Origin of the sequence: Streptomyces roseoviridis, assembly GCF_039535235.1 — a bacterium.
GTDB lineage: Bacteria > Actinomycetota > Actinomycetes > Streptomycetales > Streptomycetaceae > Streptomyces > Streptomyces roseoviridis.
Map to the genome: position 1 here is coordinate 2,424,126 of NZ_BAAAWU010000001.1, position 26,641 is coordinate 2,450,766.

Below are 26,641 nucleotides of genomic sequence, written 5' to 3' on the forward strand. Positions count from 1 at the left end.
TGTACGAGCCCGTACGACATACGCGCGGGAGCAGGTCAGGGGTGCGGCCGAGGACGGCCGTAGCCGCGGTTCTCCGTACCCTGACAGAACCGGAACCACGCTTGTTTCCCGCCATTCACGGCACCGAAACACCTCGTCAAGTGTGACTTGCGCGACGTTGGAGTGCCCGGCCTGCACCTCCAGGCCAGGGAGGCGTAGCCTTTATTTCCGCTGTCCATCACCTTGTGAAGCGGAAGAGGGCGGTTGCCGCCGTGTCGTCTCAGTCCCCCAGTACCCCGAGCTCCCCGACCGACCAAGACGGGCAGGGTCAGTCCCCTGCGACCGCCTTCGGTGCCAATGAGTGGCTCGTCGACGAGATCTACCAGCAGTACCTCCAGGACCCGAATTCGGTCGATCGTGCCTGGTGGGACTTCTTCGCCGACTACAAGCCCGGAGCGTCGGAGACCCCGGCCGCCCCGGCTGTAGCCACCCCGACCACCCCGAGCGCGCCCGCCGCGCCGCAGGCGGGCCCCGCACAGGCCGCGCCTGCCGCTCCGGCGGCCGTACCCGCCCCGGCCGCTCCGGCCGCCGCCCCGGCCCCCGCCGCTCCGGCGCCCGCTCCCGCGAAGCCGGCCGCCGCCGCGGCCCCGGCTCCCGCCGCCCCGGCCAAGCCCAAGGCCGCCGAGGCCCCCAAGGCCGAGGCCCCCGCGGGCCCCGAGCTGATCACCCTGCGCGGCCCGGCCGCCGCGGTCGCGAAGAACATGAACGCCTCGCTGGAGATGCCGACGGCCACGTCCGTCCGCGCCGTCCCGGTGAAGCTGCTCTTCGACAACCGGATCGTCATCAACAACCACCTGAAGCGCGCCCGGGGCGGGAAGATCTCCTTCACCCACCTCATCGGCTACGCGATGGTGCAGGCCATCAAGGCCATGCCGTCGATGAACTGGTCCTACGCGGAGAAGGACGGCAAGCCGACCCTGGTCAAGCCGGAGCACGTGAACTTCGGTCTGGCCATCGACCTGGTGAAGCCCAACGGCGACCGCCAGCTCGTCGTCGCCGGCATCAAGAAGGCCGAGACCCTGAACTTCTTCGAGTTCTGGCAGGCCTACGAGGACATCGTCAAGCGCGCCCGCGTCGGCAAGCTGACGATGGAGGACTTCACCGGCGTCACGGTCTCCCTGACCAACCCCGGCGGCCTCGGCACCGTCCACTCGGTCCCGCGTCTGATGCCCGGTCAGTCCGTCATCATGGGCGTCGGCTCCATGGACTACCCGGCCGAGTTCCAGGGCACCTCCCAGGACACCCTGAACAAGCTGGGCATCTCCAAGGTCATGACCCTGACCTCGACCTACGACCACCGGGTCATCCAGGGCGCGGCCTCCGGCGAGTTCCTGCGGATCGTCTCGAACCTCCTCCTCGGCGAGGACGGCTTCTACGACGACGTCTTCAAGTCGCTGCGGATCCCCTACGAGCCGGTCCGCTGGCTCAAGGACATCGACGCCTCGCACGACGACGACGTCACCAAGGCCGCCCGGGTCTTCGAGCTGATCCACTCCTACCGGGTCCGCGGCCACGTCATGGCCGACACCGACCCGCTGGAGTACAAGCAGCGCAAGCACCCCGACCTGGACATCACCGAGCACGGCCTCACCCTGTGGGACCTGGAGCGCGAGTTCGCGGTCGGCGGCTTCGCCGGCAAGTCGATGATGAAGCTCCGCGACATCCTCGGCGTGCTCCGCGACTCGTACTGCCGCACCACCGGCATCGAGTTCATGCACATCCAGGACCCGAAGCAGCGCAAGTGGATCCAGGACCGCGTGGAGCGCCCGCACGCCCGCGTGGAGCGCGAGGAGCAGCTGCGCATCCTGCGCCGGCTGAACGCGGCGGAGGCCTTCGAGACCTTCCTGCAGACCAAGTACGTCGGCCAGAAGCGCTTCTCGCTGGAGGGCGGCGAGTCCGTCATCCCGCTGCTCGACGCGGTCATCGACTCCGCGGCGGAGTCCCGCCTGGACGAGGTCGTCATCGGCATGGCCCACCGCGGCCGCCTGAACGTCCTCGCGAACATCGTCGGCAAGTCGTACGCGCAGATCTTCCGCGAGTTCGAGGGCAACCTCGACCCGAAGTCCATGCACGGCTCCGGCGACGTGAAGTACCACCTGGGCGCCGAGGGCACCTTCACGGGCCTCGACGGCGAGCAGATCAAGGTGTCGCTGGTCGCCAACCCCTCCCACCTGGAGGCGGTCGACCCGGTCCTGGAGGGCGTCGCCCGCGCCAAGCAGGACGTCATCAACAAGGGCGGCACGGACTTCACCGTCCTGCCGGTCGCCCTGCACGGTGACGCGGCCTTCGCCGGCCAGGGCGTCGTGGCCGAGACGCTCAACATGTCGCAGCTGCGCGGCTACCGCACCGGCGGCACGGTCCACATCGTCATCAACAACCAGGTCGGCTTCACCGCGGCCCCCGAGTCCTCGCGTTCCTCCATGTACGCGACGGACGTGGCCCGCATGATCGAGGCGCCGATCTTCCACGTGAACGGCGACGACCCGGAGGCGTGCGTCCGGGTGGCGCGGCTCGCCTTCGAGTTCCGCCAGACGTTCAACAAGGACGTCGTCATCGACCTCATCTGCTACCGCCGCCGCGGTCACAACGAGGGCGACAACCCGCAGTTCACCAACCCGCAGATGTACACCCTGATCGACAAGAAGCGTTCGGTGCGCAAGCTGTACACCGAGTCGCTGATCGGTCGCGGCGACATCACCCTGGAGGAGGCGGAGCAGGCGCTCCAGGACTTCCAGGGCCAGCTGGAGAAGGTGTTCGCGGAGGTCCGCGAGGCCACCTCGGCCCCGGCGCCGGCGCACGTCCCGGACGCCCAGCCCGAGTTCCCGGTCGCCGTCACCACCGCGGTCTCCGCGGAGGTCGTCAAGCGGATCGCCGAGTCGCAGGTCAACATCCCGGAGCGGATCACGGTCCACCCGCGTCTGCTGCCGCAGCTGCAGCGCCGCGCGGCCTCGATCGACGACGGCACCATCGACTGGGGCTTCGGCGAGACCCTCGCCATCGGCTCGCTGCTGATGGAGGGCACCCCGGTCCGCCTGTCGGGCCAGGACTCCCGCCGCGGCACCTTCGGCCAGCGCCACGCGGTGCTGGTGGACCAGGAGACCGGCGAGGACTACACCCCGCTGCTCTACCTGACCGACGAGCAGGCCCACTTCAACGTCTACGACTCGCTGCTCAGCGAGTACGCGGCGATGGGCTTCGAGTACGGCTACTCGCTGGCCCGCCCGGACTCCCTGGTGATCTGGGAGGCCCAGTTCGGTGACTTCGTCAACGGCGCGCAGACCGTCGTCGACGAGTTCATCTCCTCGGCCGAGCAGAAGTGGGGCCAGACCTCGGGCGTCACGCTGCTGCTGCCGCACGGCTACGAGGGCCAGGGCCCGGACCACTCGTCCGCCCGCCCGGAGCGCTTCCTCCAGATGTGCGCGCAGGACAACATGACGGTCGCCATGCCGACGCTGCCGTCGAACTACTTCCACCTTCTGCGCTGGCAGGTGCACAACCCGCACCACAAGCCGCTCATCGTCTTCACCCCGAAGTCGATGCTGCGTCTGAAGGCCGCGGCGTCGAAGATCGAGGAGTTCACCACCGGCGGCTTCCGCCCGGTGATCGGCGACTCGTCGGTCAACCCGGCCGACGTCCGCAAGGTCGTCTTCTGCGCGGGCAAGGTCTACTACGACCTGGAGGCCGAGCGGGTCAAGCGCGGCGTCACGGACACGGCGATCATCCGCGTGGAGCGCCTGTACCCGCTGCCGGGTGCGGAGCTCCAGGCCGAGATCTCCAAGTACCCGAACGCCGAGAAGTACCTGTGGGCGCAGGAGGAGCCGGCGAACCAGGGTGCCTGGCCGTTCATCGCGCTCAACCTGATCGACCACCTGGACCTGGCGGTCGGCGCGGACATCCCGGCGGGCGAGCGCCTGCGCCGGATCTCCCGCCCGCACTCCTCGTCCCCGGCGGTCGGTTCGGCCAAGCGTCACCAGGCCGAGCAGGCTCAGCTGGTCGCGGAGGTCTTCGACGCCTGACCGGGCGGCGAAGGACACGGCGTACGGCCGGAGGCCCGGCACCCCTCTTCGGGTGCCGGGCCTCCGGCCTGTCCGGCGCCGGTACGGGGGCTCAGCCCAGGTTGGCCTCGAAGTCCCAGTACGGGCGGTTGCGCTGGCGCGCCGACAGGGTGTGCGGGTGCTGGGCGCCCAGCGTGCGGGTGAGGGTGAGCAGGGCGTCCTCCTCCAGCTTGCTCGCCTCCTCGTTCTCCCGGAGGCCGCGCAGGTCGGTCGCGAGCGCCACCTGGCAGGAGAGGGTGAGGGGGTGCTCGTTGCCGAGGGTGTGGCGGGCCCGGCGCAGGGTGTCGCGGCTGAGCTCGGCGGCGTCGGCCACCCGGCCGTTGAAGTTGCGGGCGGCACTGGCGTTGAGGGCGCAGCCGAGGACCCAGGGGTGGTCGGGTCCGAGGGAGGCGGTCAGGCCGGCGAGCGCTGCCTCCAGGATGGCGAGGGCGTCGGCGCGCTGGCCGGACGCCTGGAGGACGAGCGCGGTGTTGGCGAGGACGCCGGTGGCGACGGGGTGGGCGGGGCCGAGCAGGGCCCGGTAGCCGGCCTCGGCCTCGTGGCTGAGCTCGCGGGCGTGGTCGAGGTCGCCGTGTTCGCGCAGGAAGTTGGCGTAGTTGTTGATGGAGGACAGCGTCACGTAGTGGCCGCGGCCGTGCACCTGCTCCAGTTGTTCGAGCAGACTGGCCATGGTGGCGCCGAGGTCCTGCTGGAAGCCGCCCTCGCGGCGCCGGCACAGGGCCAGCTGGGTCCGGGCGTACAGGGTCTGGAGGTGCTGGGGCCCCAGGATCCGCACGTGGACGCGGACGCCGGCCTCCTGGCGGGCGAGGGCCTCGCGGTAGTGGCCGAGCAGGCGCAGGTCGTGGGCGACGTTGTTGCCGATGGTGAGGGTCTGCGAGTGCAGGGCGCCGAGGACGCTCTCCGCGCGGGCGAGGGAGGCGATGTCCTGCTCGTACGCCTCCTTGTAGCGTCCGAGCAGGCGCAGTGAGATGCCGAGGTTGTTGCCGGCGACGAGGGTGAGGAACTCGTTCTCGCCGAGGAGGCGCTGGGCGTCGGCGAGGACCTCGCGCTGCATCCGCTCCGATTCCTGGTACTGGCCGAGGTAGCGCAGGTCGCTGGCGATGGAGACGGCCGAGCGCAGGGAGCCGAGCGGGTCGGGGTTCGGCGCCTCGTCGAGGCGGGCGCGCAGGGCGAGGTCGAGCTGGTAGGCGTCGCGGAAGCGCCCGTGGCGGCGCAGGATGTTGCTCTCCTGGTTGGTGAGCTCCTGCATCTCGGGGCTCACCGGGTCCATGAAGGTGGACCAGTTCTCGCGGATCCTCTCGGCGAGCCGGACGCCGGCCTTGAACTCGCCGCTGCGGAAGCAGTAGCGCAGGCAGTTGAGCACGGCGGTCTGGACGCGGGGGTTCCGGCTGGCGAGGGCGCCTGAGGGTTCCAGGTGCGGCAGGAGTTCGGCGTAGCGGGGCCAGGTGCGGCTGTCCAGGGGGTTGCCGGGGTCGGCCTCGGCGAGCAGGGTCCGGACCGCCTTGCGGTGGGCCGCGCGGTGTTCGCCGTCGGTGAGCCGGGACACGATGTCGTGGACGAGCCGGTGCATGTGCACGGACTCCTGGTGGGGACCCATCTCGCCACCGGCGACGGGGCCGCGGGACTCGCGGCTGAGCACCGAGTAGTTGACCAGCGTGTCCAGGGCGCGGGACCAGGCGGCCAGGTCGGTGACCATCCAGCGCAGGTCCTCGGGGAGCTCGGCCTGCGGGTAGGCGCGGACGACGCCGAGCGGGATGCGGCCGGGGGCGAAGGAGGCGCACAGGCTGAGCACGTCGATGGCCTGCGGCTGGGAGCGCCGGAGCCGGTTGATCAGTATCGACCAGGAGGTCAGGGAGGCGTGGGGGATGCCGTCGCCGCCGGAGGGCTCGTCCACGGCGGAGATGCGTCCGTCCCGGACCATCCGCAGGTACTCGGAGACCTCCATGCGGGACTCGCCGAGCCAGGCGGCGGCCTGGACGAGCGGCAGCGGTACGTCGCCGAACTCGGCGGCGACCTCGTCGGCCTCGGGCGCGGTGATGTGCGGGGCGCGCCGCATGAGGTAGCCGGTGGACTCGGCCCGGTCGAAGCCGGGGATCTCCAGGATGTCGGTGTGGTCGACCCAGCCGCGGTTGCGGGAGGTGATGAGGACGTGTCCGGGGCCCTGCGGCAGCATCACGCCCGCGCCGTCGGTGTCGTCCCAGCCGTCGAAGACGACGAGCCAGCGGGAGTGCGGGGTGCCGCGGCGCAGGGCCTCGCGGACGGCGCGGATGCGTTCGCCGGGCTCGTTTCCGGTGGTGAGGCCCAGCTGGGTGGCGAGCTCGCCGAAGCGGTCGCGCTGGACGTTGCGGTCGTCGGAGCTGACCCACCACACGACGTCGTAGTCGGAGCTGAAGCGGTGGGCGTACTCGGCGGCGATCTGCGTCTTGCCGATGCCGGACATGCCGAGGAGGGTGCAGGCGGCGTTGCCGCGCTCGGCGTCCATGAGCCGTTCCTGGAGCTCGGTCAGCAGGTCGTCGCGGCCGGTGAAGCGGGGATTGCGGCGGGGGACCTCGCCCCAGACCTCGGGGGGCGTGTCCGGGAAGCGGACGAGGGCCCCGGCGGGCAGCCGGCGCCCCGTGGTGCGCCCCGGGTCGATGCCGAGCCGGCTGAGCAGCCGGGCCTCGGCCTCCTCCTCGCCGACGCCCCACAGGCTGACGGGTTCGAGGACGGCGGTGGCCGGGAGCAGGGTCCGGTTGGTGAGGTTGACGGCGGCGAACCGCTCGGCGTGGGCGGCGACGAAGCCGCGCAGCACGTCGTTCCACTCGCCGGACTGCCGCGGGCCGAGCTGGAAGAACCAGTCGTCCAGGACGAGCAGCACCTGCCCCCGGGCGAGCAGCAGGTCGCCGAGGGAGTCCTCCAGGGGCACCTCGCGCGGCGGGTCCCAGCGCTGGAGGCTGGCGCGCACGCCGTGGGCGTCGAGCCGCTGGTTGATCCAGGTCGCCCAGGGGCGGTGGTAGCCGGGGAAGACCACGAGGACGTGCCCCGGCGACGCACTCCCGGCTCCGTGGCCCACCGCACCGCCCGACCGCTGTTCCGCCATCTTGTCGTGCCTCCCGTCCCGCTCCCGCTCCCGCACGCGACGCACTGTCATGTGCCGTGGGCACAGTGTTACCCAGCCGCGAGGGGAGTCGCGCCGAGGCTCGCATGATGCTGCCTCATTTGGTCCGCGAACTCCCGCCCCTCGGCAGTCAGTTCATCGGATTCAAGCAGGATCGCCAGCGCTTCGCCCACCTGATCGTGGATGTCGTCGAACTGCTGCCCGGCACCGGACCGCCAGGACCTCGGTACGCCGTCGGCGGTGACCGCGCGCCGCCACAGGTCGGCGAGCGCCAGATGGGCGTAGGCGCCGTGCAGCACGCCCGCGACGGGGCGCGGGTCGGGCCGCCAGCCGACGCGGTGCAGGGCCTCCCGCCCGGGCCCGTAGAGCGGTACGAGTTCGTGGAGCGTGGCCAGTTTGCTGTGGTGCAGTTCGTGCACGAGCGTTTCGGCCATGCCCTGTGCCTCGGCGGGCAGCGAGGTCAGTACGGCTCCGGGCGCGGCGCTCAGGGTGGCGCCCAGGTGCCTCGGGCCGCGCCGGACGAGCGGGACGACCACCGAGACGGCCCGGGCGACCTCGGCCGCCCGGCCCGGGTCGGTGCGCAGCAGCAGTTCCCGGGCGGAGCGCCAGCGGGCGGACCAGGCGGGGTGGTCGGTGTCGGCGTGGTCGGCCGCGGTGCCGACGGAGGCGCCGCCGGCGCCGGCCGGCACCCGGTACGGGTCGAGGTCGTCCAGGCGGGCGCCGCCGCGGGGCAGCCGGCGCACCGCGCTCCAGCCGGGCCCGTGGCCGGCGAGGACGCCGCGCACCCGGTCGACCAGGGTCAGGCCGGCGGGGACCGGGCGGCGGGAGCCGTCGGGGTGGACCCGTACGGTTCCGTCGTCCGCGCCGAACCGGACCCGTTCGGCGGCCACCCGCAGCCGGCCCACGCCCGGTAAGGAGAGCAGGCCGTCCGGGGTCTCGACGGTCAGGTCGAGGGCGCCGCCGCAGCGCAGTGCCGCGGTGAGCGCGAGGGCGTCGAGGCGGGCGAGCAGCCGGTCGAAGCCGGGTCCCGCGGGCTCGGCGAGCGCGGCGGCCAGCCAGACACCGGTCGACGGGTAGTCGAGGACGTCGCGGACCACGGCGGGGCGCAGCGTCTCGGCCCGTTCGAGCAGGGCCCAGGAGCGCTCGAAACGCCCCAGGGCCGCGGGGTCGACGGATCCGCGCTGCCGTTGGACCCGGACCAGGAGCGCCTTGAGGAGGAGCAGTCGCCGGGTGTGCAGGGCGGATCCGAGGAGGGTGAGTCCGGCGGGGTCGGGACGGGTCCGGGCCAGTCGCGCGAAGACGGCCGCGGACAGGGACGGGAAGGGGGACGGGGACGGGGCGTTCACGCGCGGATCCCTCCCCGCCTTCGTGGACCATCGGCAGCCGACGGGCATCTGGCCGGAAAGGACCGGTCGGCTCGGCCACTCCGCCGGGGATCAGGCGCGGGCCCGGTCCTCCATCCAGGAGTCGGCCAGGTCCTGCGGGCGCCAGAGCACCCGCTCGACGGCCGCCGCGAGCTGGGGATCGTCCATGAAGCGCAAGGTCCGCAGGTCGACGCCGGTGAGATCCGGCAGGGGCCGGGGCCGCCCGTCGGTCCTGTCGACGCCGGAGACCCACTCCATGTGCTGCAACACCCTCGGCTCCTCCTCACCGACCCTTGTCCCCCACGGTCGTAGCGGCGCAGCGGTTCTTCCCGACCTCGCAAACCCAGAAACCCGTTCGACTCAACTGCGCCCATGTGCGCCCCCGTTATCAAGCCGTTCCCGTTCCGCCGTGGTGCGCTACGTCTCCGCTCCCCGCCAGGGCCACCAGGGCGGTGCGATCCGCTTCCGGTCCTCCTGGGTCCCGAGGGCCGGGAAGCGCCGCCGGTCCCCCGCCCGTCCGGCCAGGAGCGCGCGGGTGCGTTCCACGTCCTGCCAGTCGACGGCGACGAGCGCGCCGTCCAGGCGCCGCCACTGCTCGGCGGCGGCCCGCAGCGCGGACGCGGCGGCGGCGGTGCGGTCCATCAGCAGCAGCACCGCCCCCCGCCCGTGCAGCGCCCGCGCCAGCGTGATCGTGCCGGGGTGTTCGCCGTGTGCCGTACGGGCGTCCTCCGCCGCGCGCTCGTAGGCGGTCAGCGCGTCGGAGAGCCGCCCGACCCTCGCCGTCTCGCTCAGCCGCGTCCTGACCCAGGCGAGCTGCAGCCAGACCTCGGCGCGGGCGCCCGGTTCATGGGTGGTGCGCAGGGCCTGGTCGAGGAGGTGCCGGCTTTCGAACAGGTCGGGCAGGAAGCCCGCGCGGTCGAACCGCAGGGCGAGCACGCTGCCGATGAGGACGGTGGCCCGGGTGCGGGCGGCGGAGGCGGTCGGCAGGCAGGTGAAGGCCTCGCGCAGGACGGACTCGGCACGGTCGACGGGGGCGGTGCCCCGGTCGGCGGCGGCCCGGCGCAGCAGGGACTCGCCCCAGGTCAGCAGGAGCCGGCCGCGCTGCTCGCCCTCGGCCGGGGTGAGCAGGGTGGCCCGCTCGTACGCCTCGTCGGCGGCGGGCCCGTCGCCGGTGGTCTCGTGCAGCCGGGCCCGCGCGGTGGTCCAGCGCAGCCGGAGGGCGACGGAGTCGCCGAGCAGGGGTTCGGCCCGGTCCAGGGCGTCGGCGACGGTCTCCGGCGGGGAGCCGGCGAGGTGGCGGGCGTCGGCCAGGTCGAGCAGCACGGGGCCGGTGGCGCGCAGGGCGAGGGCGTCGGTGAACGCGGCCGCCGCCTGTGCGCCTTCGCCCCGGGCGAGGAGCAGCCGCCCGCGCCGTACGAGGAGGGCGTGGCGCTGCTCCTCGGGCCAGTCGGCCGCGTCCCCGTCGAGGGCGGCGAGGGCCGCGTCGAGCCGGTGCGCCTCGCCGGTGCGGCGCCACAGGGCGTAGTGTGCGGCGGCCTGTTCGAGGCGGGCCTGCGCCCACACGGCGCTGCCGGGTGCGGCGAGTTCCGCGGCGCGTACGAGCTCGGTCACGGCCCGGTCGAGCAGTTCCCTGCGCCTGCCGCCGTCCCGTACGGCGGCGGTGCCGGCCTGCGCGTACAGCACCTGGCCGAGGACGAGCCGGGCGGTCGCGGCGTCCTCGGGGCGGCCCGTGGGCCCGTCGTCGCCGAGGGCGGCCTCGGCCCGTTCGAGGGCGGCGTCGAGCAGCGAGGGGTCCGACTGGGCGCGCCACTGGTCGAGCAGCCGGCGGGCGGCGGCGAGCGGTTCGGGGGTGACCAGGTCCGGGTGGTAGAAGCGCAGCACGCGCGCGGGGATGCGGGCGAAGAGCTCGGCGGCGGCGCCGGCCGGTTGCTCGTTCTCCTCGCCGGGCCCGGTGGCGGCGACCGGTTCCTCGTCGGTGCCGTGCCCGGCGAGCCGGGCGGCAGCGAGGGCGGGGAAGTTGCGCATGCCCTGTCCGAAGTGTCGCTCGACGAACTCGGAGCAGTGCTTGAGGACGAGGACGGCGGCTCCCCGGTCCAGCGAGCCGAGGAGGTGTTCCTGCAGGGCCGGGGGATAGCTGAAGCAGGGGTACGGGGTGGGGCCGGGCAGCCGGCGCAGGAGCCCGCTGAGCAGGACCTCGGCGAGCTCCATGGGGCCGGTGTCGGGGAGCATGGCCCGCTGCACGAGCTGCATCACGGGCAGGGCGAGCGGGGCGGCGGCGAGGTGCACGGCGAGCCGTACGGCGCCGGGGGAGGCTCCGGCGCGGAAGGCGCGCAGCAGGTCCTCGTGTCCGCGCCGGGCGGCAGCGGTCTCGATCCCGGCCTCGGTCCCGGTCCCGGCCTCGGTCCCGGTCCGGGCGGCGGGGGCGGTGGCAGGGCCCGGTCCTGTGGTGGGGCCCGGCCCTGTGGCGGGGCCGGGGCCGGCGAAGGGGCTGCCGGTGGGGCTGGGGGCGGGGCCGATCCTGGCCGCCCAGCCGCGGACGGCTCCCCCGCCGTGTCCGGTGAGCAGCCGGGCCCAGGAGGCGAGCGCCTCGGGGGTGGGGGTGAGCACGGGCACGGCCCGCAGATCCCGGGCGACGGGTTCCCAGGCCGCCTCGTCGGGCTCGAAGCCGACGTGGCCGCCGGGGGCGGTCGGCCGCAGCAGGACGCCCGGTTCGACGGGCAGCGCGGTGCGGGGCCACAGCCGCGGGGGCAGCGGCTGGACGAGGGCGAGCGGGGAGTGGCGGGGCCACTGGTGGATCAGCCGCTGGGCGGCGCCGCGCTGCCAGAGCGGGCCGACGCAGTCGCTGACGACGAGGGTGAGGCGGCGCCCGGTGGGGTCGTGCAGCTGGTCGCCGGGGCGCAGCCGGGGGCGGCCGTCGGAACCGGAGGTGGTGGTGACCAGCGGCAGGCCCTCGCCGGTGTCGTGGAGGCGGTGCACCTGGACGTCGCGGAAGGCGCCGGACTGCTGGCAGGCCTGGCGCAGCTCCTCGACCATCCTGCTCCACACGACCATGGCCGGTCCGGTGTCCATGAGGAGCTGGATGTCGGGGCGCCGGCCGGCGGCGGGGCGGAGCACGGGCGTGAGGATGCCCGAGGCGGCGCTGTGTTCGGCGGTGGCCTCCTCGTCGAGGCGTCCTTCGCCGGGCCGGGCGGGGAGGTGGGTGGCGTAGTGGCGCAGCGGGCGCAGGGCCTTCTGCAAGCCGAGGAGACCGGGCAGGGCGTTGGCGCCGGGGGCGCGTACGGGCAGGGCGGCGCCGCCGGTACCACCGGTGCGGGCGCGGCCGCCGACCGGGGGCAGGGCGAGGTCGACCGTCTCGGGGGGCCGGGGCGGTGGGGCGGGCGGGTCGTCCGGGGCACGGGGATCGGGTGCGGCCGACGGGACGGGGGTGGAGGTGGCCGGATCTCGACGGTCGCGGGAGCTGTCGGACCGGGGGCGGCCCGGCGGCGGATCCCCGTCGCGGCCGTCGCCCGGACTCGGCCCGGGCGCCTCCGCGCCGGACCGCGCCGGGTCGGCGCGCGGGAGCCACTGGGCGAGCCAGACGGCGTCCGCGACCTCCTCGGCGGTCGGGTCCTGCCCGCCGGCCCGGAGTCTGCGGGTGAGCTCCTCCAGATGCATCCGGTGCATCCGGCCATCACCTCGGCTGATCGAGCGGCTGCATGAGCATGTCCGCGATGCGGTCCCGGGTCACCCGCTCGGCGTGGGGGGCGTGCTGGGTCAGATAGAGGGCGTTGAGCAGCTGGTCGGTGGCGATGACCTCGCCGGGCTCCCGGTCGAGGAAGCGGGCGACGAGGCCGGGTTCGGCGGCCGCGGCGTCCGGGCCGAGATGGGCCTCGATCATGGCGCCGAGCTGCTCCTCGCCGGGCGGTTCGAGCTCCAGGCGGATGCAGCGGCGCAACAGGGCGGCGGGGAAGTCCCGTTCGCCGTTGGAGGTGAGGACGATGAAGGGGAAGGTGGTGCAGCGGATCCGGCCCCCGTACACCGGCACCTTGCGTCCGTCGTCGGTGAGCACCTCCACGACCGGTTCGCGGTCGGCGAGCCGTTCCAGCTCCGGGATGGCGAACTCGCCCTCCTCCAGGGCGTTGAGGAGGTCGTTGGGCAGGTCGAGGTCGCTCTTGTCGAGCTCGTCGATGAGCAGCACCCGGGGCAGCTCGGAGGGCAGCAGCGCGGTGCCGAGCGGGCCGAGCCGGAGGTACGAACCGATCCCGGCCGGACTCGCGGCCGACCGCTCGGAGTCGGCGCGGGCGCGCTCCAGCTGCACGTCCTGGAGGCGGCCGATGGCGTCGTAGCGGTAGAGCCCGTCCTGCAGCGTCGACCGGCTCACGATGGGCCACCGCAGGACCCGGCCGAGCCCCAGCTCGTGGGCGACGGCATGGGCGAGCGTCGACTTGCCCGTACCGGGATTGCCGGTGACCAGGAGCGGCCTGCGCAGATACAGGGCGGCGTTCACGGCGTCGGTCTCGGCGGGCCGGGGATGGTGGTTCTGCACCAGCCTGCGCCGCACCCCGAGCCGCCGGTCCGACCCGGCGAGCGTGTCGTCGGCCCCGCCGGCGGAGAAGTCGCGCCACGGCGGCGGCGCGGGAAGTCGCCGTATCTCGTCGTGCGGATGGCCGGCACCACGATAGATCCGCCAATCGTTCACGCCTGACTCCTCCTGGCTGCGGGGTCTTCGCCGGGCCCGTCGAACGTACCGCGCGGGAGACCCCGCTGCCGACGCCCAAACCGGTCCGTTCGGTGGGGAGTTGAGTTCGAAAGGGGAGGCGGTTCCGGGAGGTCGCGGCCGGGGGTGCGGACCGCCCGGGGGTGCCCCACGGGGGAAGGCGCGGCGCCGCGCGGACCGGGCGGGGCGGTCGCGAGGCGGCGGCGCGTGGTCCGCTGTTCCGGGCCGGGGGCGCGCCCCGAGGCCCTGTGGCTGCGGCCGCGGCGTGCCGGCGTCGCGGGCGTACGGGGCGAGGGGCCGGGCCGCGAGGGCGCGTGGGCACGGCCATGCTGAGGGGCCGTCACCGGTCGGGCTCGGCGAGGAGGACGGGGCCCTGGAGGGGCGCGTCGTACGGGGGACGGTCGGGCGGGTCGTAGAGGACGGCCAGGTCCTCGGCCCAGGCGTGGTCGGAGCGCTCGCACGGGTCGCCCTCGGTCTCGGCGGCGCGCATGCGGCGCAGGGTGCGCACCGGGCGGTGCAGGCCCTCGGCGCCGGCGGCGGCCGCGAGGAGCTCGCCCGCCCGCTCGTGGAACTCGGCGCAGTCCTCGTGGTCGCGGGCCGAGCGCCGCCACAGGGCGATGGGGTGCCCGGCGGCCAGCGCGGCCTCCATGGCCCGCTGGCCGTCGCCGCCGGCGACCGGGCCGCAGTAGACCGGCACGCTGCCGTCCCCGACCGCGTCGAGCCGCTCGTACGCGCTCATCCGGCTCTCCTTGCGCCGGTGCGGCGCATGGGCGTCGCCGTCGCCGTCCCCGGCCGCCGTGAGGACCTCGGCGCGCAGCGGCACGGCCCGCAGCGGACCGCTCTCGCTGCCGCGCCACCGCTTGCGCCACTCCGGGGACGGCGGATGCCGGCTGCGGTGCCGGTCGCGGATGACGACGGTCCGCCGCTGTCCGAGCGGCAGCGAGCGCTCCCCGAAGGGCTCGTCGTCGGGCGAGAGCCGCCAGGTGTCCAGCGGCTCGTCGAACAGCTCGCGCGGCAGGACGACTTCGATCGCGGCGAGGTGGTCGCCGCTGTCACCGAGGCGGAGGGCGTCGGTCAGCGGGCCGCGCAGCGTCTCGCGGAGCCTGTCGCGGGGCACCCCGCCGTCGTCGCCGCGCAGCGGGCTGACCGTACGGCCGTCGAAGAGCAGCATCACGCGCCAGGCGTAGCGCCGGGGACTGCTGTAGGGGACGGCGTCGATCTCGACGCGTACGTCGGCACGCGCGCCCCGTTCCCCGTCCCGGATGCCGGCCGGCGCTCCGGCGGCGAGGACCGCGGCGTCACCGCCGCCCGGGGCCGGCGCGGGGTCGAGCAGGGCGGCGATCTCCTCGCGCACGGCGACGTGGGCGCCGCCCGACTCGTCGGCGATCCAGTCGGTGAGGCCGTCGATGCCGGGGCCGGGCCCGTACCGCTCGGTGAGGTGCCGGGCGACCCTCGCCGCGTAGAGCAGGACGGCGTCGAGCCCCAGGTCGGTGGCCTCCGGCCCGTGCTCGCGCCGGGGGGCGTGCAGTTCGTGCAGCAGGCCCACGCCGTCCCGCCAGGTGCGGGCGTCGGTCTCCAGGACGGCCTGGTACTCGGGATGCAGCACCCGGCGCTTGACCGCGTCGACGAGGGACATGACCTCTCCGGGCCCGCTGGGCGGGGGGAGTTCGGCGAACCTCCCGTAGAGCTGGACCCGCCGGACCGGGCTGACGCCCCGGGCGGTGGCCGGCCACAGCTCGGTCTGCGCGTCGGTCCAGGTACGGCCGGAGTGGAAGGAACGGTGCCGGGCGAGGTGGTGGCGGTCGTGGGCGCGGAGCACCTCGTGCAGGACCTCTCCGCCGGGCACGTCGTGGAGCTCGCGCAGCGAGGTCAGGGGGACGGCGGCGCCCTCGTCCTGGCCGCGGCCCTTGTTGACGCCGATGACGGCGCCCCGGCCCAGGTCGACGACGGGCCCGCCGGAGCAGCCCTCGACCGGGACGGCCCACCGCAGCAGCAGGGCTCCGCCGGAGAAGCCGCTGGCCTGCCCCTCCACGTCACGGACGGCGACCTCGCCGGTCTGCCGCGACCAGCCGTGCAGGCTGATCCGCGCGGGCGTGGTGGGCGGCCGCTCGCTGAGCCGTACGCAGGCGGCGTCGCGGGCGTCCTCGACGCGGACGAGGGCGAGGTCGGGAAAGTCCCAGAAGGTGCGCGTCTCCTCGGGCGTGGCGGGGCGCGGCTTGGCCAGCACGACCCGGCCGGTGGTCCGGCCGCCTTCCCAGGTGATGCCGACGGCCGGTTCCTTCCTCCACACCGCGCTCCCCCCCTTGGCCACCACGTGGGCGCAGGTCAGCACCCAGCCGGGGGCGATGAAGAAGCCCGTGCCCCAGAACGGGTCGCCGTGCGGGTCATACCCGCCGCCGGGAGCGGCGATGCGCACGAGCGCGGGGCGCACGAGCGCGTCGAAGGCGCTCATACGGCGCCAGGGCCGTTCTCCGGGGAGACGGCGGGCGCGGGGACCGGGGGAACACCGGGCGGAAAGGCCGGGACGGCGGGGACGACGGGGGCGGCGGGGACGACGGGGGCCGGGGCGGCTGCGGCCGGGTCCGTCTCCGGTTCCGCCTGGCCTCCCGGCCGCGCCTCCGGCGCCGGGGCGGGCTCGCGGCCCGGCTCGGTCCAGGTCAGGGAGACGTTGACCGAGGCCTTGCCACCGCCGTCGGCGAGGACGCCGATCACCTTTCCGGCCTGCGCGGACAGTTCGATGCCGAAGCTGACGGCGACCTCGACGGAGCCCTGCGGGTCGAGGCCCGCGCGCAGGGAGCCGACCACCCCGCGCACCACGTCGGTCAGGCCCCCGGCCATCGAGACGACCCGGTCGCCGATGCCGGTGTCCTGGAACCCGCTGCCCCGGTCGAGCTCCTCCGCCCCGCTGATCCGGGCCCAGACGGGCGTGCCGTCGTCCAGTCGTATCCGAGCGATCCCATGCGTCACAGCGGCCCCCGCTCCCCGAACGATGATGAAGAAGGCTAGTCCGAGGGACGGGTGAGGAACAGGGGACGCGGTCGGTTCTCCCGTACGGCCTATTCTGAACGCATGTACTTCACCGACCGTGGCATCGAGGAACTGGAGAAGCGGCGAGGCGAGGAGGAGGTCACCTTCGAGTGGCTCGCCGAGCAGCTGCGGACCTTCGTCGATCTCAATCCCGACTTCGAGGTGCCGGTCGAGCGCCTCGCGACCTGGCTGGCCCGTCTCGACGACGAGGACGAGGACGAGTAGCGAGGCCGCCCGGGGGCGGAAGGGACACGGACGGAGCGCGCGCCCCGAGGGCCCGGGGGCCTGCCGGGGGCTGCGGTAGGGGCCCGGGGGACCTTACGGTGCCCGGCGCCGGCGGTCGGGGACCAGCCCGATCGCCCCGTGGACGACGAGGAGCGCGCCGGCCGTCGTCCAGCCGCCGCTGCGGCGGCGGATCCCACGGACGAGCAGGGGGACACCGGCCGCGAGCTGGGCCGCGCCGAGCAGCCGGCCCCAGGGGCCGAGCCCGTACGGACGGGAATGCGGGTACGGGGCGAGCAGGCCGCCCTCCCCCGCGTCGAGTCCGGCGCGTACGGCGTCGCGCAGGCCGCCCTCTTCGAGGAGTTCGGCGCCCCGGCCGTGGGCCGCGGCGCGCAGCCGGTCGGCGCTCTCGCCGGGCGCGAGCCCCTCGGGCAGGGCGAGTCCGGTGCGGGTGAGCACGGCGGTGAGGCCGACGAGCCGGGCGTGGGCGTCGGCGTCCGGATCGGGTTCGGTGAGGGGTTCGAGGGCCTGGACGTCGAGGACGGGGTCGAGGTCGAGCCGGTCGGCGAAGGTGTGGACGGCCTCGTCCTCGCCGGCCGGGGTGCCGTCGGCGAGCCAGGTGTAGCCGACGGTGCGGCGGAAGCCGGAGGCGAGGGTGAACCCGGCCCGGTCCGCGTCCCACCACAGCGCGAGGGCGGGCCGGCCGGCGGTCGCGACGGCGAGGGCGGTGGCCCAGCCGGTGACGACCCGCTCGACCGGTTCGCCGTCGTCGAGCCAGGGCTTCCCCTCGGGCACGAGGACGGTCCAGTCGGGTCCCGCGGCGGCGAGCAGCAGCCGTTCGCCGAGCAGCCGGGCCGCCGGACGGACCGTCGGGGGCTCGGCGCGGCTGAGCAGCAGAGCTCCGACGGTACGGGGTCCCGGTCTCACGTTCATGCGCCCCACGCTAGGGCAATTCGTCCCGTTACGTGGGTGAATGCCCCACCCGGAGTCGTCCCTGTCAGGGGTGAGTCGGGGTTGACTCGTCCGGACCGCGATATATCGTGTGTATCGAGAGACGCGATATGTTGCGTCGTCGGCGGTCCGCTCACGGCCCCGGCGTCCGCCTGACACGGGAGGCCAGCACCATGACCGAGTGGTCCGTCACCGAGCCCCGCAAGATCCCGCTGACCGACCCCGTGACCCGGCTGCGGATCCGCGTGGTCAACGGCACGGTGAACGTCGTCGGCACCGACGAGAGTTCCGCCCGCCTGGAGATATCCGAGATCGAGGGTCCGCCGCTCGTCGTCTCCCACGAGGGCTCCACCCTGACCGTGACGTACGAGGACCTGCACTGGAAGGGCCTCCTCAAGTGGCTGGACCCCGCCGGTCACCGGCGCCGGGTCGTCGTCTCGGTCGCCGTCCCCGCCGGCACCGACGTCGAGGTCGGGGCGGTCGGCGCCGAGACCGTGGTCTCCGGCGTCCGGGGGCGCACGGCGGTGCGCGGAGTCACCGGCGACACCACCCTCGTCGGCCTGTCCGGGCCGGTCCGCGCCGAGACCGTGTCGGGGAACCTGGAGGCGCAGTCCGTCACGGGAGCCCTCCACGTCAACTCGGTGACCGGCGACGTCACCGTCATCGAGGGCGCCGGCTCCGCCGTGCAGGCGGAGACGGTCAGCGGCGACATGGTCATCGACCTCGACCCGTCGGCCGGCCTCGACGGCCCGCCCGCCGACATCCGGCTCACCAGCGTCTCCGGCGAGGTCGCCATCCGGCTGCCGCATCCCGCCGACGCCACCGTCCAGGCGTCCACGACCAGCGGCTCCGTCTCCAACGCCTTCGAGGACCTGCGGGTCGGCGGGCAGTGGGGCGCCAAGTCCATCACGGGCACCCTCGGCGCCGGGCGCGGCACGCTCAGGGCGACCACGATCTCCGGTTCGATCGCCCTGCTGCGCCGCCCCGAGCCGGAGCCCGACGGTGACGGCTGGTCCGCCGCCTCCCCCGCGTCCGGAAAGGTCCTCTGACATGCCGCCCGTCTTCGCCCACGGCCGTCTGCGCCTCTATCTGCTCAAGCTGCTCGACGAGGCCCCCCGCCACGGGTACGAGGTCATCCGCCTTCTGGAGGAGCGCTTCCAGGGGCTCTACGCCCCCTCGGCGGGCACGGTCTACCCGCGGCTCGCCAAGCTGGAGGCCGAGGGCCTGGTCACCCACGCCACCGAGGGCGGCCGCAAGGTCTATTCGATCACCGACGCCGGCCGCGCCGAGCTGGCCGGACGCGGTGGCGAGCTCGCCGATCTCGAAGTGGAGATCCGTGAGTCCGTCTCGGAGCTGGCCGCCGAGATCCGCGACGACGTGCGCGGCGCCGCGGGCAAGCTGCGCAGCGAGATGCGGGCGGCGGCGAGCGCGTCCCGCAGCACGGGGTCGTCCTTCGCCGACGCCAGGGAGGAGCTGCGCAAGGCGAAGCAGGAGTGGCGGGAGCAGGCCCGCCAGGCGCGCGCCGAGGCCCAGTCGGCCCGGCGCCAGGCGAAGGAGTTCCAGCGGATCGCCCGTCAGGTCCAGGAGCAGGTCCAGGACCGGATGGCGCGCGGCGAGTGGCCGAAGGGCGTCTGGGAGGGCATCTCGGACATCACCTCCCAGCTCGGCGACCTGGTGACGGGCACGGTCCACGGCCCGGCGCACGGCACGGCCGCGGGCCGGCCCGCCTCCGCCGAGCAGGCGGTCTCCGACTGGGCCGGGGACATCGAAGGCTCCGCAGATCCGGCCCGCGAGCTGGACCGGCTCCTGGACCGGTTCCGTGACGACGTCCGCGACGCGGCGAGGGACCACGGCGTCAGCCGTGAGCAACTGGCCGAGGCCCGCCGCCACCTGGGTGCGGCGGCGGACAGCATCCTGTCCCTGCTGAACCCGGACCGGAGAAACGCCTAGCGCCACCGGGCCCTGTCCGGGGACGGGACCCGGTTCCGGACCCTGACGGGCTTTCCGGACCCTGACCCGGCCCCGGCGTCCCGCCCCGCGCGGCGGCGGCCCCGCCTCAGGTCCGGGCGGCGGTGACCGTCACGGTGACGCGGGCGTCCGGGGCGGCGAGGACCAGGGCCCTGCCCGGGGACGGGCGCACCACGACCGCCCTCCCCCGGGCCGCCACCTGCCAGGCGCCCGGGGGCAGGGAGAGCTCGGTGACCCGGGCGCCGCGCCGGCCGGCGGAGTCGTACTCCAGGCGGTAGACGCCGGCCGCGGAGTCGTAGGAGGCGGAGCGGACGGTGCCGGCGACGGCCTCCGCGTACGGCTCGGCGGTCAGCTCCTTGTTCGTACGGAAGGTTCCGGTGCCGTCCACGGCGCAGTAGCCGCCCCCGTAGCACCACACGTAGCCGGCCCAGCCGGAGCCGTAGCGGCCCAGCGAGGCCATCGCGTCCCGGTAGAAGCGGTTCATGTTCGGCAGGGAGTTGTTGAGCGGCCCCCACTCCCCCACCAGCACGGGGACCTTGTACTGCTTGGGGTACAGGGTCACGGCCTGCTCGTAGCTCTCGATCCAGCCGGCCGCGGGGTCGTAGTCGGCGCCCGCCTCCATGGCGGTGTTGTAGAAGTGCGGGGCGTAGACCACCTTCGGGTCGTCGATCCGGCCGAGGCCGGTCGGCACGCCCTCGCCCACGATGGGGGTGGGCTCGACGAAGACCCAGCCGTCGCGGTCGGCCGAACGGACGGCGTCCGCCAGCCGGTTGTACATCGGGGTCAGCTGCTCGCGTTCGATCCGGCGCGCGGCGGTCGGCAGGTCCTCGCCCTCGCGCAGCTCGCCCATGGGCTCGTTGATCAGGTCGTAGCCGAGGACGGCCGGGTGGTCGCGGAAGCGCTCGGCGAGCACCCGCCACATCCGGGCCTGGGCGGCCCGCAGGTCCGGGTCCTCGTAGAGGTGGGTGAAGGCCCGCTGCACGGCCGGCTCGAAGTACTCGGAGAACCAGTCGTCGGGGCGCGGGGTGAAGGGCAGCCCGTCGGTCCTGGTCGCCCATTCCGGGACGCCCCGGTGACCGAAGGCGGGCCCGAAGACGTCCTGGTGGGCGTCGATGAGGACGTGGACGTCGTGCTTCCGTGCCCAGTCGAGGATGCGCTCGATCTTGCGCAGGTAGTCCTGGCTGTAGTGGCCGGGGCGCGGCTCCAGGTCGTCCCAGAAGACCAGGAGGCGGGCGAAGTTGAAGCCCTTGGCCCGCATGTCGCGGAAGTGCTTCTCGGTGATGGCGGAGAGCGCGGCCTCGCCCCGGTTCGTCTTGTCCTCGACGTTCCAGCCGCGCAACGTGAGGGCGCGGCCGCGGGAGTCGGTGAGGACGGGTATCGCGTCCCAGCCGGACTGGGCCCGGGCGGTGGCGGTCGGGGCGAGCAGCGAGGCGGCGACGGCGCCCGCCACGAGGGTGGTTCGCAACAAGGGGACCTCCGGCACGACGATGTGAGCGTTGTTCACCTTTCGCGGTGCCGGAGATCCCATCAGCTTTCCTGACGAGTCATCAAGAGGTCGTGAGGACGATCTTTCCGAAGAGTTCGCCGGAGGCCATCTTCTCGAAGCCCTCGCGGGCCCGGTCCAGCGGCAGCACCTCGTCGACGACCGGCCGCAGTCCGGTGGCGGCGCAGAACGAGAGCAGGTCCTCCAGCTCGTCCTTGGAGCCCATGGTCGAGCCGACCACCTTCAGCTCCAGGAAGAAGATCCGGGTCAGCTCGGCGTGCGAGGGCCGGTCGCCGCTGGTGGCGCCGGAGATGACGAGGGTGCCGCCGGGGCGCAGCGACTTCACCGAGTGGGACCAGGTGGCGGCGCCGACGGTCTCGATGACGGCGTCGACCCGCTGGGGCAGCCGCGCCCCGGGCTCGTACGCCTCGACGGCACCGAGCTCGACGGCCCGCTTCCGCTTGGCCTCGTCACGGCTGGTGGCGAAGACCCGCAGGCCGGCCGCCTTGCCCAGCGCGATGGCGGCGGTGGCGACACCGCCGCCCGCGCCCTGCACGAGGACCGAGTCGCCGGGCCGTACACCGGCGTTGGTGAAGAGCATCCGGTACGCGGTGAGCCAGGCGGTCGGCAGACAGGCGGCCTCCTCGAAGGAGAGCTCCTTCGGCTTGGGCAGCACGTTCCAGGTGGGCACGGTGACCCGCTCGGCGAAGGTGCCCTGGTAACGCTCGGTCAGGATGGAGCGGGGCTCGTCCGGGCCGACGCCGTGGCCGGACTGGCCGATGACGGAGTGCAGCACGACCTCGTTGCCGTGCTCGTCCAGACCCGCGGCGTCACAGCCGAGGATCATCGGCAGCTTCTCCTCGGGCAGTCCGACTCCGCGCAGCGACCACAGGTCGTGGTGGTTGAGCGAGGCGGCCTTGACGGTGACGGTGGTCCAGCCGGGGCGGGTCTCGGGCTCGGGGCGTTCGCCCAGTTCGAGGCCGTTCAGGGGCTGGTCGCGGTCGATTCGGGCAGCGTAGGCAGCGAACATGACCGTGAGCGTAGGGCGACGGGGGTGTGCGGCGGAACCGGGCGCCGGTGTGACGCATGTCCCGCCGCCCCTTGTCGGCGCTCGGCTCACCTCCGGGCGCCCCGTGCGGGCGTCACCCTTCGGCTCGCCCGCGCGACACGCGAGGGGCCCCGCACCGGCCGGAGCCGGTGCGGGGCCCCTCGCGTAGGCGGCCGCGTCAGCGGCGGGCGACGCCCTCCGCGCGGGCGGCGGCGGCGACCGCGGCCGCGACGGCCGGGGCGACCCGCTCGTCGAACGGCGACGGGATGACGCAGTCGGCGGCGAGCCGGTCGCCCACCACGTCCGCGATGGCGTTGGCCGCGGCGATCTTCATGCCCTCGGTGATCCGGGAGGCCCGGACCTGGAGCGCGCCGGCGAAGATGCCGGGGAACGCGAGGACGTTGTTGATCTGGTTCGGGTAGTCCGAACGGCCGGTGGCCACGACCGCCGCGTACTTGTGCGCGACGTCCGGGTGCACCTCGGGGTTCGGGTTGGCCATGGCGAACACGAAGGCGTTCGGCGCCATGGCCGCGACGGCCTGCTCCGGGACCGTGCCACCGGAGACACCGATGAAGACGTCGGCGCCGGCCAGGGCGCTCTCCAGGGAGCCGGTGAGGCCCGCCTTGTTGGTGAGCTCGGCGATCTCGCGCTTGACGTCCGTGAGGTCCTCGCGGTCGCGGCTGACGATGCCCTTGCGGTCGGCCACGGCGACGTCGCCGAGTCCGGCCTCCAGCAGGAACTTCGCGATGGCCACACCGGCCGCACCGGCGCCGGAGATGACGCCGCGCAGCTCGCCCAGGGTCCGGCCGGTCAGCTTCGCCGCGTTGCGGAGGGCGGCGAGGGTGACAATGGCGGTGCCGTGCTGGTCGTCGTGGAAGACCGGGATGTCCAGGCGCTCCTGGAGCTTGCGCTCGATCTCGAAGCACCGGGGCGCCGAGATGTCCTCCAGGTTCACGCCACCGAAGGACGGGGCGAGCCGGACGACGGTCTCGACGATCTCGTCGGTGTCGGTGGTGGCGAGCGCGATCGGCACCGCGTCCACGCCTCCGAACTGCTTGAAGAGGATGGCCTTCCCCTCCATGACCGGAAGCGATGCCTCCGGGCCGATGTCGCCGAGGCCGAGCACCGCCGTGCCGTCGGTCACGACCGCGACGACCTGAGACTTCCAGGTGTAGTCGTTGACCAGCTCGGGCTGCTCCGCGATTGCCGTGCACACCTTGGCGACGCCGGGCGTGTACGCGAGGGACAGGTCGTCCTTGTCGCGCAGCGGCACCGTGGCCGAGATGGCCATCTTGCCGCCGCGGTGCAGCGCGAAGGCCGGATCGAAGGGCTCACCGGGAGCCCCTTCCGTACCGCTCTCGCTGCGAGGATTGACGATCTCCGCTGCCATTGGGTTGACCCCTTAAGTCTTCTTCATTTGAGGGTGGCCGCTCCCGGTTGAGGAGGGGTGGGTGGGTCCCGCGGCCGCCGTGTCTGGCAGCCGCGCGGGCGCGCCGCACAACGCGCCCTGAGCCCCGGATGAGGGGTGTAAGGATCCTTCTTACCGGACGGACGGCTCCGGAGACGAGTCGATGAAGCTTCGGTGACACGACTCATACCGAGCGCTACCGGACACGCACGGAGGACGACACGTCACTCGATGTCCGGATAGATGGTTTCCCGACCCGAATAGCGGCCTTCATGTCGTCCGAATGGCGAGATCCACAGGAGAATTTTCGGCGTGGATGGCACCTCTCCGGAGAAGGTTTTGCCTTGGGGGGACTGGCCACCGGGTTTCGGCCACATCCCGTTACCCGATTTTGACATCCTTGGCCGTCGGTTTGCGGCAGTCCGAATGGCAAGATGCCGTAATCACACGAGGTCGCGGCACTCGAAGGTGCGTACGCGGCCTAAGGCAACTCCCTCACACGCCGGAGGAACCCGACCATGACCGCACGCTCCACGCGCTGTACGACCGCCGCCAAGACCCGCACGTCCCGTCTTGCCGCGGTCGCCGCCATCGCGGTCGCCGGCTCGATGCTGCTGACCGCCTGCGGAGACCAGACCGAGGGCGGCTCCACCAAGGAGGGCGGCGACTCCACCGCCGCAGCGAGCAAGGCCCCCCTGTTCTCGAAGCTCCCGGCCGACATCCAGAAGGCCGGCGTCATCAAGGTCGGCACGGACGCCTCGTACGCCCCCATGGAGTTCACCGAGGGCGGCAAGATCGTCGGCGTCGATCCCGACATCGCCCAGGCGCTGAGCAAGCAGCTCGGCGTCGAGTTCAAGTTCACCTCGGGCACCTTCGACGGTCTGATCACCTCGATCTACACCGGCCGCCAGGACCTGATCATGTCCTCGATGACGGACAACAAGAAGCGCCAGGAGGGCCTGGACGACAGCGGGAAGAAGATCGGCAAGGGCATCGACTTCGTCGACTACTTCAGCTCCGGCGTGTCCCTGCTGGTCAAGAAGGGCAACCCGCAGGGCGTCAACTCCCTCGACGACCTGTGCGGCAAGACCGTCGCCGTCCAGCGCGGCACGATCTACGAGGACACCTTCAAGGCGCAGGCCGCGAAGTGCGGCGCCAAGAAGCTCACCATCCAGGCCTTCGACACCGACGCCGAGGCCCAGACCCGCGTCAAGGCCGGCGGCGCCGTCGCCGACCTGAACGACTACCCGGTGGCCGCGTACATCGCGAAGACCTCCGGCGGCGGCAACGACTTCGAGGTCGTCGGCAGCCAGAGCGACGTCGGCCTCTTCGGCATCGGCGTGTCCAAGGACGAGCCGCAGCTGCGCGACGCCGTCAAGGAGGCGCTCGACGCGATCATCAAGGACGGCTCCTACGCCGAGGTCCTGAAGAAGTGGAACGTCGAGGGCAGCGCCGTGAAGTCGGCGACGATCAACGCCGGCAAGTGATCCCCTCGCTCCTCGCTCCACTGAAGGGCAGTCGTCGTGACTGACAAGATCTCCAAGGACCCGGCCGCCGCACCGGCCGGGTCCGGCCCCTCGGCCTCGCCCTACGAGGCGATCAAGGCCATCCCCGTACGCCACTACGGCCGCTGGATCAGCGGTGTCGTGGTCGTCGTCCTCCTCGGATGGCTGCTCTACGCCTTCTCCCAGGGCAACATCATCTGGGACACGGTGTGGGACAAGCTCTTCGACACGTCGATCCTCGACGGCCTCGTCAACACCGTGATCATCAGCGTCGCCTCCATGGCGCTCGGCCTGGTCCTCGGCATCGTCTTCGCGGTGATGCGCCTGTCGAAGAACCCGGTCACCGGCGCGGTCGCCTGGCTCTACATCTGGTTCTTCCGCGGCACCCCGGTGTACGTGCAGCTGCTGGTCTGGTTCAACCTGTCGCTGATCTTCGAGTACATCAACCTCGGGCCGATCTACAAGAACGAGACCGTCGACGTCATGACGCCGTTCATGGTCGCGCTGCTCGGTCTCGGCCTCAACGAGGGCGCCTACATGGCGGAGATCGTCCGCGCGGGCATCCAGTCGGTCGACGAGGGCCAGACCGAGGCGGCGCACGCGCTCGGCATGTCCCAGACGAAGACCATGGGACGGATCGTCCTCCCGCAGGCCATGCGGGTGATCGTGCCGCCGACGGGCAACGAGTTCATCAACATGCTGAAGACCTCGTCGCTGGTCTCGGCCGTGCAGTACACCGAACTGCTGCGCGCGTCCTCGAACATCGGCTCCACGGCCGGCGCCGTGATGGAGATGCTCTTCGTGGCCTCGATCTGGTACCTGGCGCTGACCAGCGTGTTCAGCGTCGGCCAGTACTACCTGGAGCGTCGCTTCTCCCGCGGTTCCCTCCGCACCCTGCCGCCCACCCCCTGGCAGCGGGTCAAGAAGAACCTGACCACGTTCAAGCGTTCCCCGGAGATGTCAGCATGACCGAGCCCATGGTCAAGGCCGAAGGCGTCCACAAGTCCTACGGCGCCGCGCACATCCTCCGCGGCATCGACCTCGAGGTGCAGAACGGGGAGGTGTTCTGCCTGGTCGGCCCGTCCGGGTCCGGCAAGTCCACCTTCCTGCGCTGCATCAACCACCTGGAGCGCATCGACGGCGGCCGGCTCTCGGTCGACGGGCAGCTCGTCGGCTACCGCCAGAAGGGCGACAAGCTCTACGAGCTGAAGGACAGCGAGGTCGCCGCCCAGCGCCGGGACATCGGCATGGTCTTCCAGCGCTTCAACCTCTTCCCCCACATGACGGCCCTCGGCAACGTGATGGAGGCGCCCGTCCAGGTGAAGGGCGAGTCCAAGGCGGTGGCACGCGAGCGCGCCGAGCGCCTGCTCGACCGGGTCGGCCTGCGCGACCGCATGGGCAACTACCCCTCGCAGCTCTCCGGCGGCCAGCAGCAGCGCGTGGCCATCGCCCGCGCGCTGGCGATGGAGCCCAAGCTGATGCTCTTCGACGAGCCGACCTCGGCCCTCGACCCCGAGCTGGTCGGTGACGTCCTCGACGTCATGCGCGACCTCGCCGAGTCGGGCATGACGATGATCGTCGTCACCCACGAGATGGGCTTCGCCCGCGAGGTCGGCGACTCCCTGGTGTTCATGGACGGCGGCGTCGTCGTCGAATCCGGCAACCCCCGCGACGTCCTCACCAACCCCCAGCACGACCGGACCAAGGCATTCCTCTCCAAGGTCCTCTGAGCCCGACACGAAAGGGGCGGTACGGGCACCACGCCCGTACCGCCCCTT

The 26,641-nt window shown here is 73.2% G+C and carries 18 protein-coding genes; 7 read left to right on the forward strand and 11 right to left on the reverse strand.

The genetic code is table 11. The features are described from left to right. The first annotated feature begins 251 nt into the window (after positions 1 to 251). Complete coding sequence (locus ABD954_RS10700; protein ID WP_345485678.1) at positions 252 to 4,055, forward strand: multifunctional oxoglutarate decarboxylase/oxoglutarate dehydrogenase thiamine pyrophosphate-binding subunit/dihydrolipoyllysine-residue succinyltransferase subunit; 3,804 nt, start codon at positions 252 to 254, stop codon at positions 4,053 to 4,055. 91 nt (positions 4,056 to 4,146) lie between these two features. On the opposite strand, the gene fxsT is transcribed toward ABD954_RS10700, so the two are convergent. From fxsT to ABD954_RS10735, 7 genes are all read right to left on the reverse strand, one after another. Then, positions 4,147 to 7,173, reverse strand: coding sequence for an FxSxx-COOH system tetratricopeptide repeat protein (gene fxsT / locus ABD954_RS10705; RefSeq protein WP_345492082.1), 3,027 nt, complete (start codon positions 7,171 to 7,173; stop codon positions 4,147 to 4,149). Positions 7,174 to 7,241: 68 nt separating this feature from the next. Continuing rightward, a complete protein-coding gene (locus tag ABD954_RS10710; protein WP_345485679.1) occupies positions 7,242 to 8,537 on the reverse strand; it encodes an aKG-HExxH-type peptide beta-hydroxylase in 1,296 nt (431 codons plus the stop codon). 90 nt (positions 8,538 to 8,627) lie between these two features. Continuing rightward, positions 8,628 to 8,825: a hypothetical protein gene (locus tag ABD954_RS10715; protein ID WP_345485681.1), complete on the reverse strand. Its 198-nt coding sequence runs from the start codon at positions 8,823 to 8,825 to the stop codon at positions 8,628 to 8,630. Positions 8,826 to 8,972: 147 nt separating this feature from the next. Continuing rightward, positions 8,973 to 12,218, reverse strand: a complete 3,246-nt coding sequence (locus ABD954_RS10720; RefSeq protein ID WP_345485683.1) for an SAV_2336 N-terminal domain-related protein — start codon at positions 12,216 to 12,218, stop codon at positions 8,973 to 8,975. Between the two features lie 7 nt (positions 12,219 to 12,225). Then, on the reverse strand, positions 12,226 to 13,233 hold the full coding sequence (locus ABD954_RS10725; protein ID WP_345485684.1) for an AAA family ATPase: 1,008 nt from the start codon (positions 13,231 to 13,233) through the stop codon (positions 12,226 to 12,228). Between the two features lie 358 nt (positions 13,234 to 13,591). Beyond that, positions 13,592 to 15,703 (reverse strand): VMAP-C domain-containing protein, encoded by a 2,112-nt coding sequence (locus ABD954_RS10730; RefSeq protein ID WP_345485686.1) that lies wholly within the window; start codon positions 15,701 to 15,703, stop codon positions 13,592 to 13,594. Then, positions 15,700 to 16,218 carry a CU044_2847 family protein gene (locus tag ABD954_RS10735; protein WP_345485687.1) on the reverse strand — a complete coding sequence of 173 codons (519 nt, stop codon included), beginning with the start codon at positions 16,216 to 16,218 and terminating at the stop codon, positions 15,700 to 15,702. The genes ABD954_RS10730 and ABD954_RS10735 overlap by 4 nt, the downstream gene beginning before the upstream one ends. A 102-nt stretch (positions 16,219 to 16,320) precedes the next feature. Here ABD954_RS10735 and ABD954_RS10740 point away from each other — a divergent pair, with 102 nt between their 5' ends. Beyond that, positions 16,321 to 16,503: a DUF6104 family protein gene (locus tag ABD954_RS10740; protein ID WP_003961784.1), complete on the forward strand. Its 183-nt coding sequence runs from the start codon at positions 16,321 to 16,323 to the stop codon at positions 16,501 to 16,503. 93 nt (positions 16,504 to 16,596) lie between these two features. On the opposite strand, the gene ABD954_RS10745 is transcribed toward ABD954_RS10740, so the two are convergent. Next, complete coding sequence (locus tag ABD954_RS10745) at positions 16,597 to 17,433, reverse strand: hypothetical protein (RefSeq protein WP_345485689.1); 837 nt, start codon at positions 17,431 to 17,433, stop codon at positions 16,597 to 16,599. 191 nt (positions 17,434 to 17,624) lie between these two features. Here ABD954_RS10745 and ABD954_RS10750 point away from each other — a divergent pair, with 191 nt between their 5' ends. After that, positions 17,625 to 18,500, forward strand: a complete 876-nt coding sequence (locus ABD954_RS10750) for a DUF4097 family beta strand repeat-containing protein (protein ID WP_345485690.1) — start codon at positions 17,625 to 17,627, stop codon at positions 18,498 to 18,500. A 1-nt stretch (position 18,501) separates the two neighbouring features. Beyond that, entirely contained in the window at positions 18,502 to 19,401 is a 900-nt protein-coding gene (locus ABD954_RS10755; protein WP_345485691.1) for a PadR family transcriptional regulator, read from the forward strand. Between the two features lie 106 nt (positions 19,402 to 19,507). On the opposite strand, the gene ABD954_RS10760 is transcribed toward ABD954_RS10755, so the two are convergent. The 3 genes from ABD954_RS10760 to ABD954_RS10770 all read right to left on the reverse strand — a co-directional run bounded on the left by ABD954_RS10760 (position 19,508) and on the right by ABD954_RS10770 (position 23,340). Further along, positions 19,508 to 20,887 carry a cellulase family glycosylhydrolase gene (locus ABD954_RS10760; RefSeq protein WP_345485692.1) on the reverse strand — a complete coding sequence of 460 codons (1,380 nt, stop codon included), beginning with the start codon at positions 20,885 to 20,887 and terminating at the stop codon, positions 19,508 to 19,510. A gap of 79 nt (positions 20,888 to 20,966) precedes the next feature. Continuing rightward, positions 20,967 to 21,932: a zinc-binding dehydrogenase gene (locus ABD954_RS10765; RefSeq protein WP_345485693.1), complete on the reverse strand. Its 966-nt coding sequence runs from the start codon at positions 21,930 to 21,932 to the stop codon at positions 20,967 to 20,969. A 196-nt stretch (positions 21,933 to 22,128) separates the two neighbouring features. Beyond that, positions 22,129 to 23,340, reverse strand: coding sequence for an NAD(P)-dependent malic enzyme (locus ABD954_RS10770; RefSeq protein WP_345485694.1), 1,212 nt, complete (start codon positions 23,338 to 23,340; stop codon positions 22,129 to 22,131). Between the two features lie 536 nt (positions 23,341 to 23,876). On the opposite strand from ABD954_RS10770, the gene ABD954_RS10775 reads away from it, so the two are divergent. The 3 genes from ABD954_RS10775 to ABD954_RS10785 are packed head-to-tail and all read left to right on the forward strand — an operon-like array spanning position 23,877 to position 26,593. Next, positions 23,877 to 24,845 (forward strand): ABC transporter substrate-binding protein, encoded by a 969-nt coding sequence (locus ABD954_RS10775; RefSeq protein ID WP_345485695.1) that lies wholly within the window; start codon positions 23,877 to 23,879, stop codon positions 24,843 to 24,845. A gap of 36 nt (positions 24,846 to 24,881) precedes the next feature. Beyond that, positions 24,882 to 25,832, forward strand: a complete 951-nt coding sequence (locus tag ABD954_RS10780; protein WP_345485696.1) for an amino acid ABC transporter permease — start codon at positions 24,882 to 24,884, stop codon at positions 25,830 to 25,832. Continuing rightward, a complete protein-coding gene (locus ABD954_RS10785) occupies positions 25,829 to 26,593 on the forward strand; it encodes an amino acid ABC transporter ATP-binding protein (RefSeq protein ID WP_345485697.1) in 765 nt (254 codons plus the stop codon). The genes ABD954_RS10780 and ABD954_RS10785 overlap by 4 nt, the downstream gene beginning before the upstream one ends. The last annotated feature ends 48 nt before the right edge of the window (positions 26,594 to 26,641 follow it).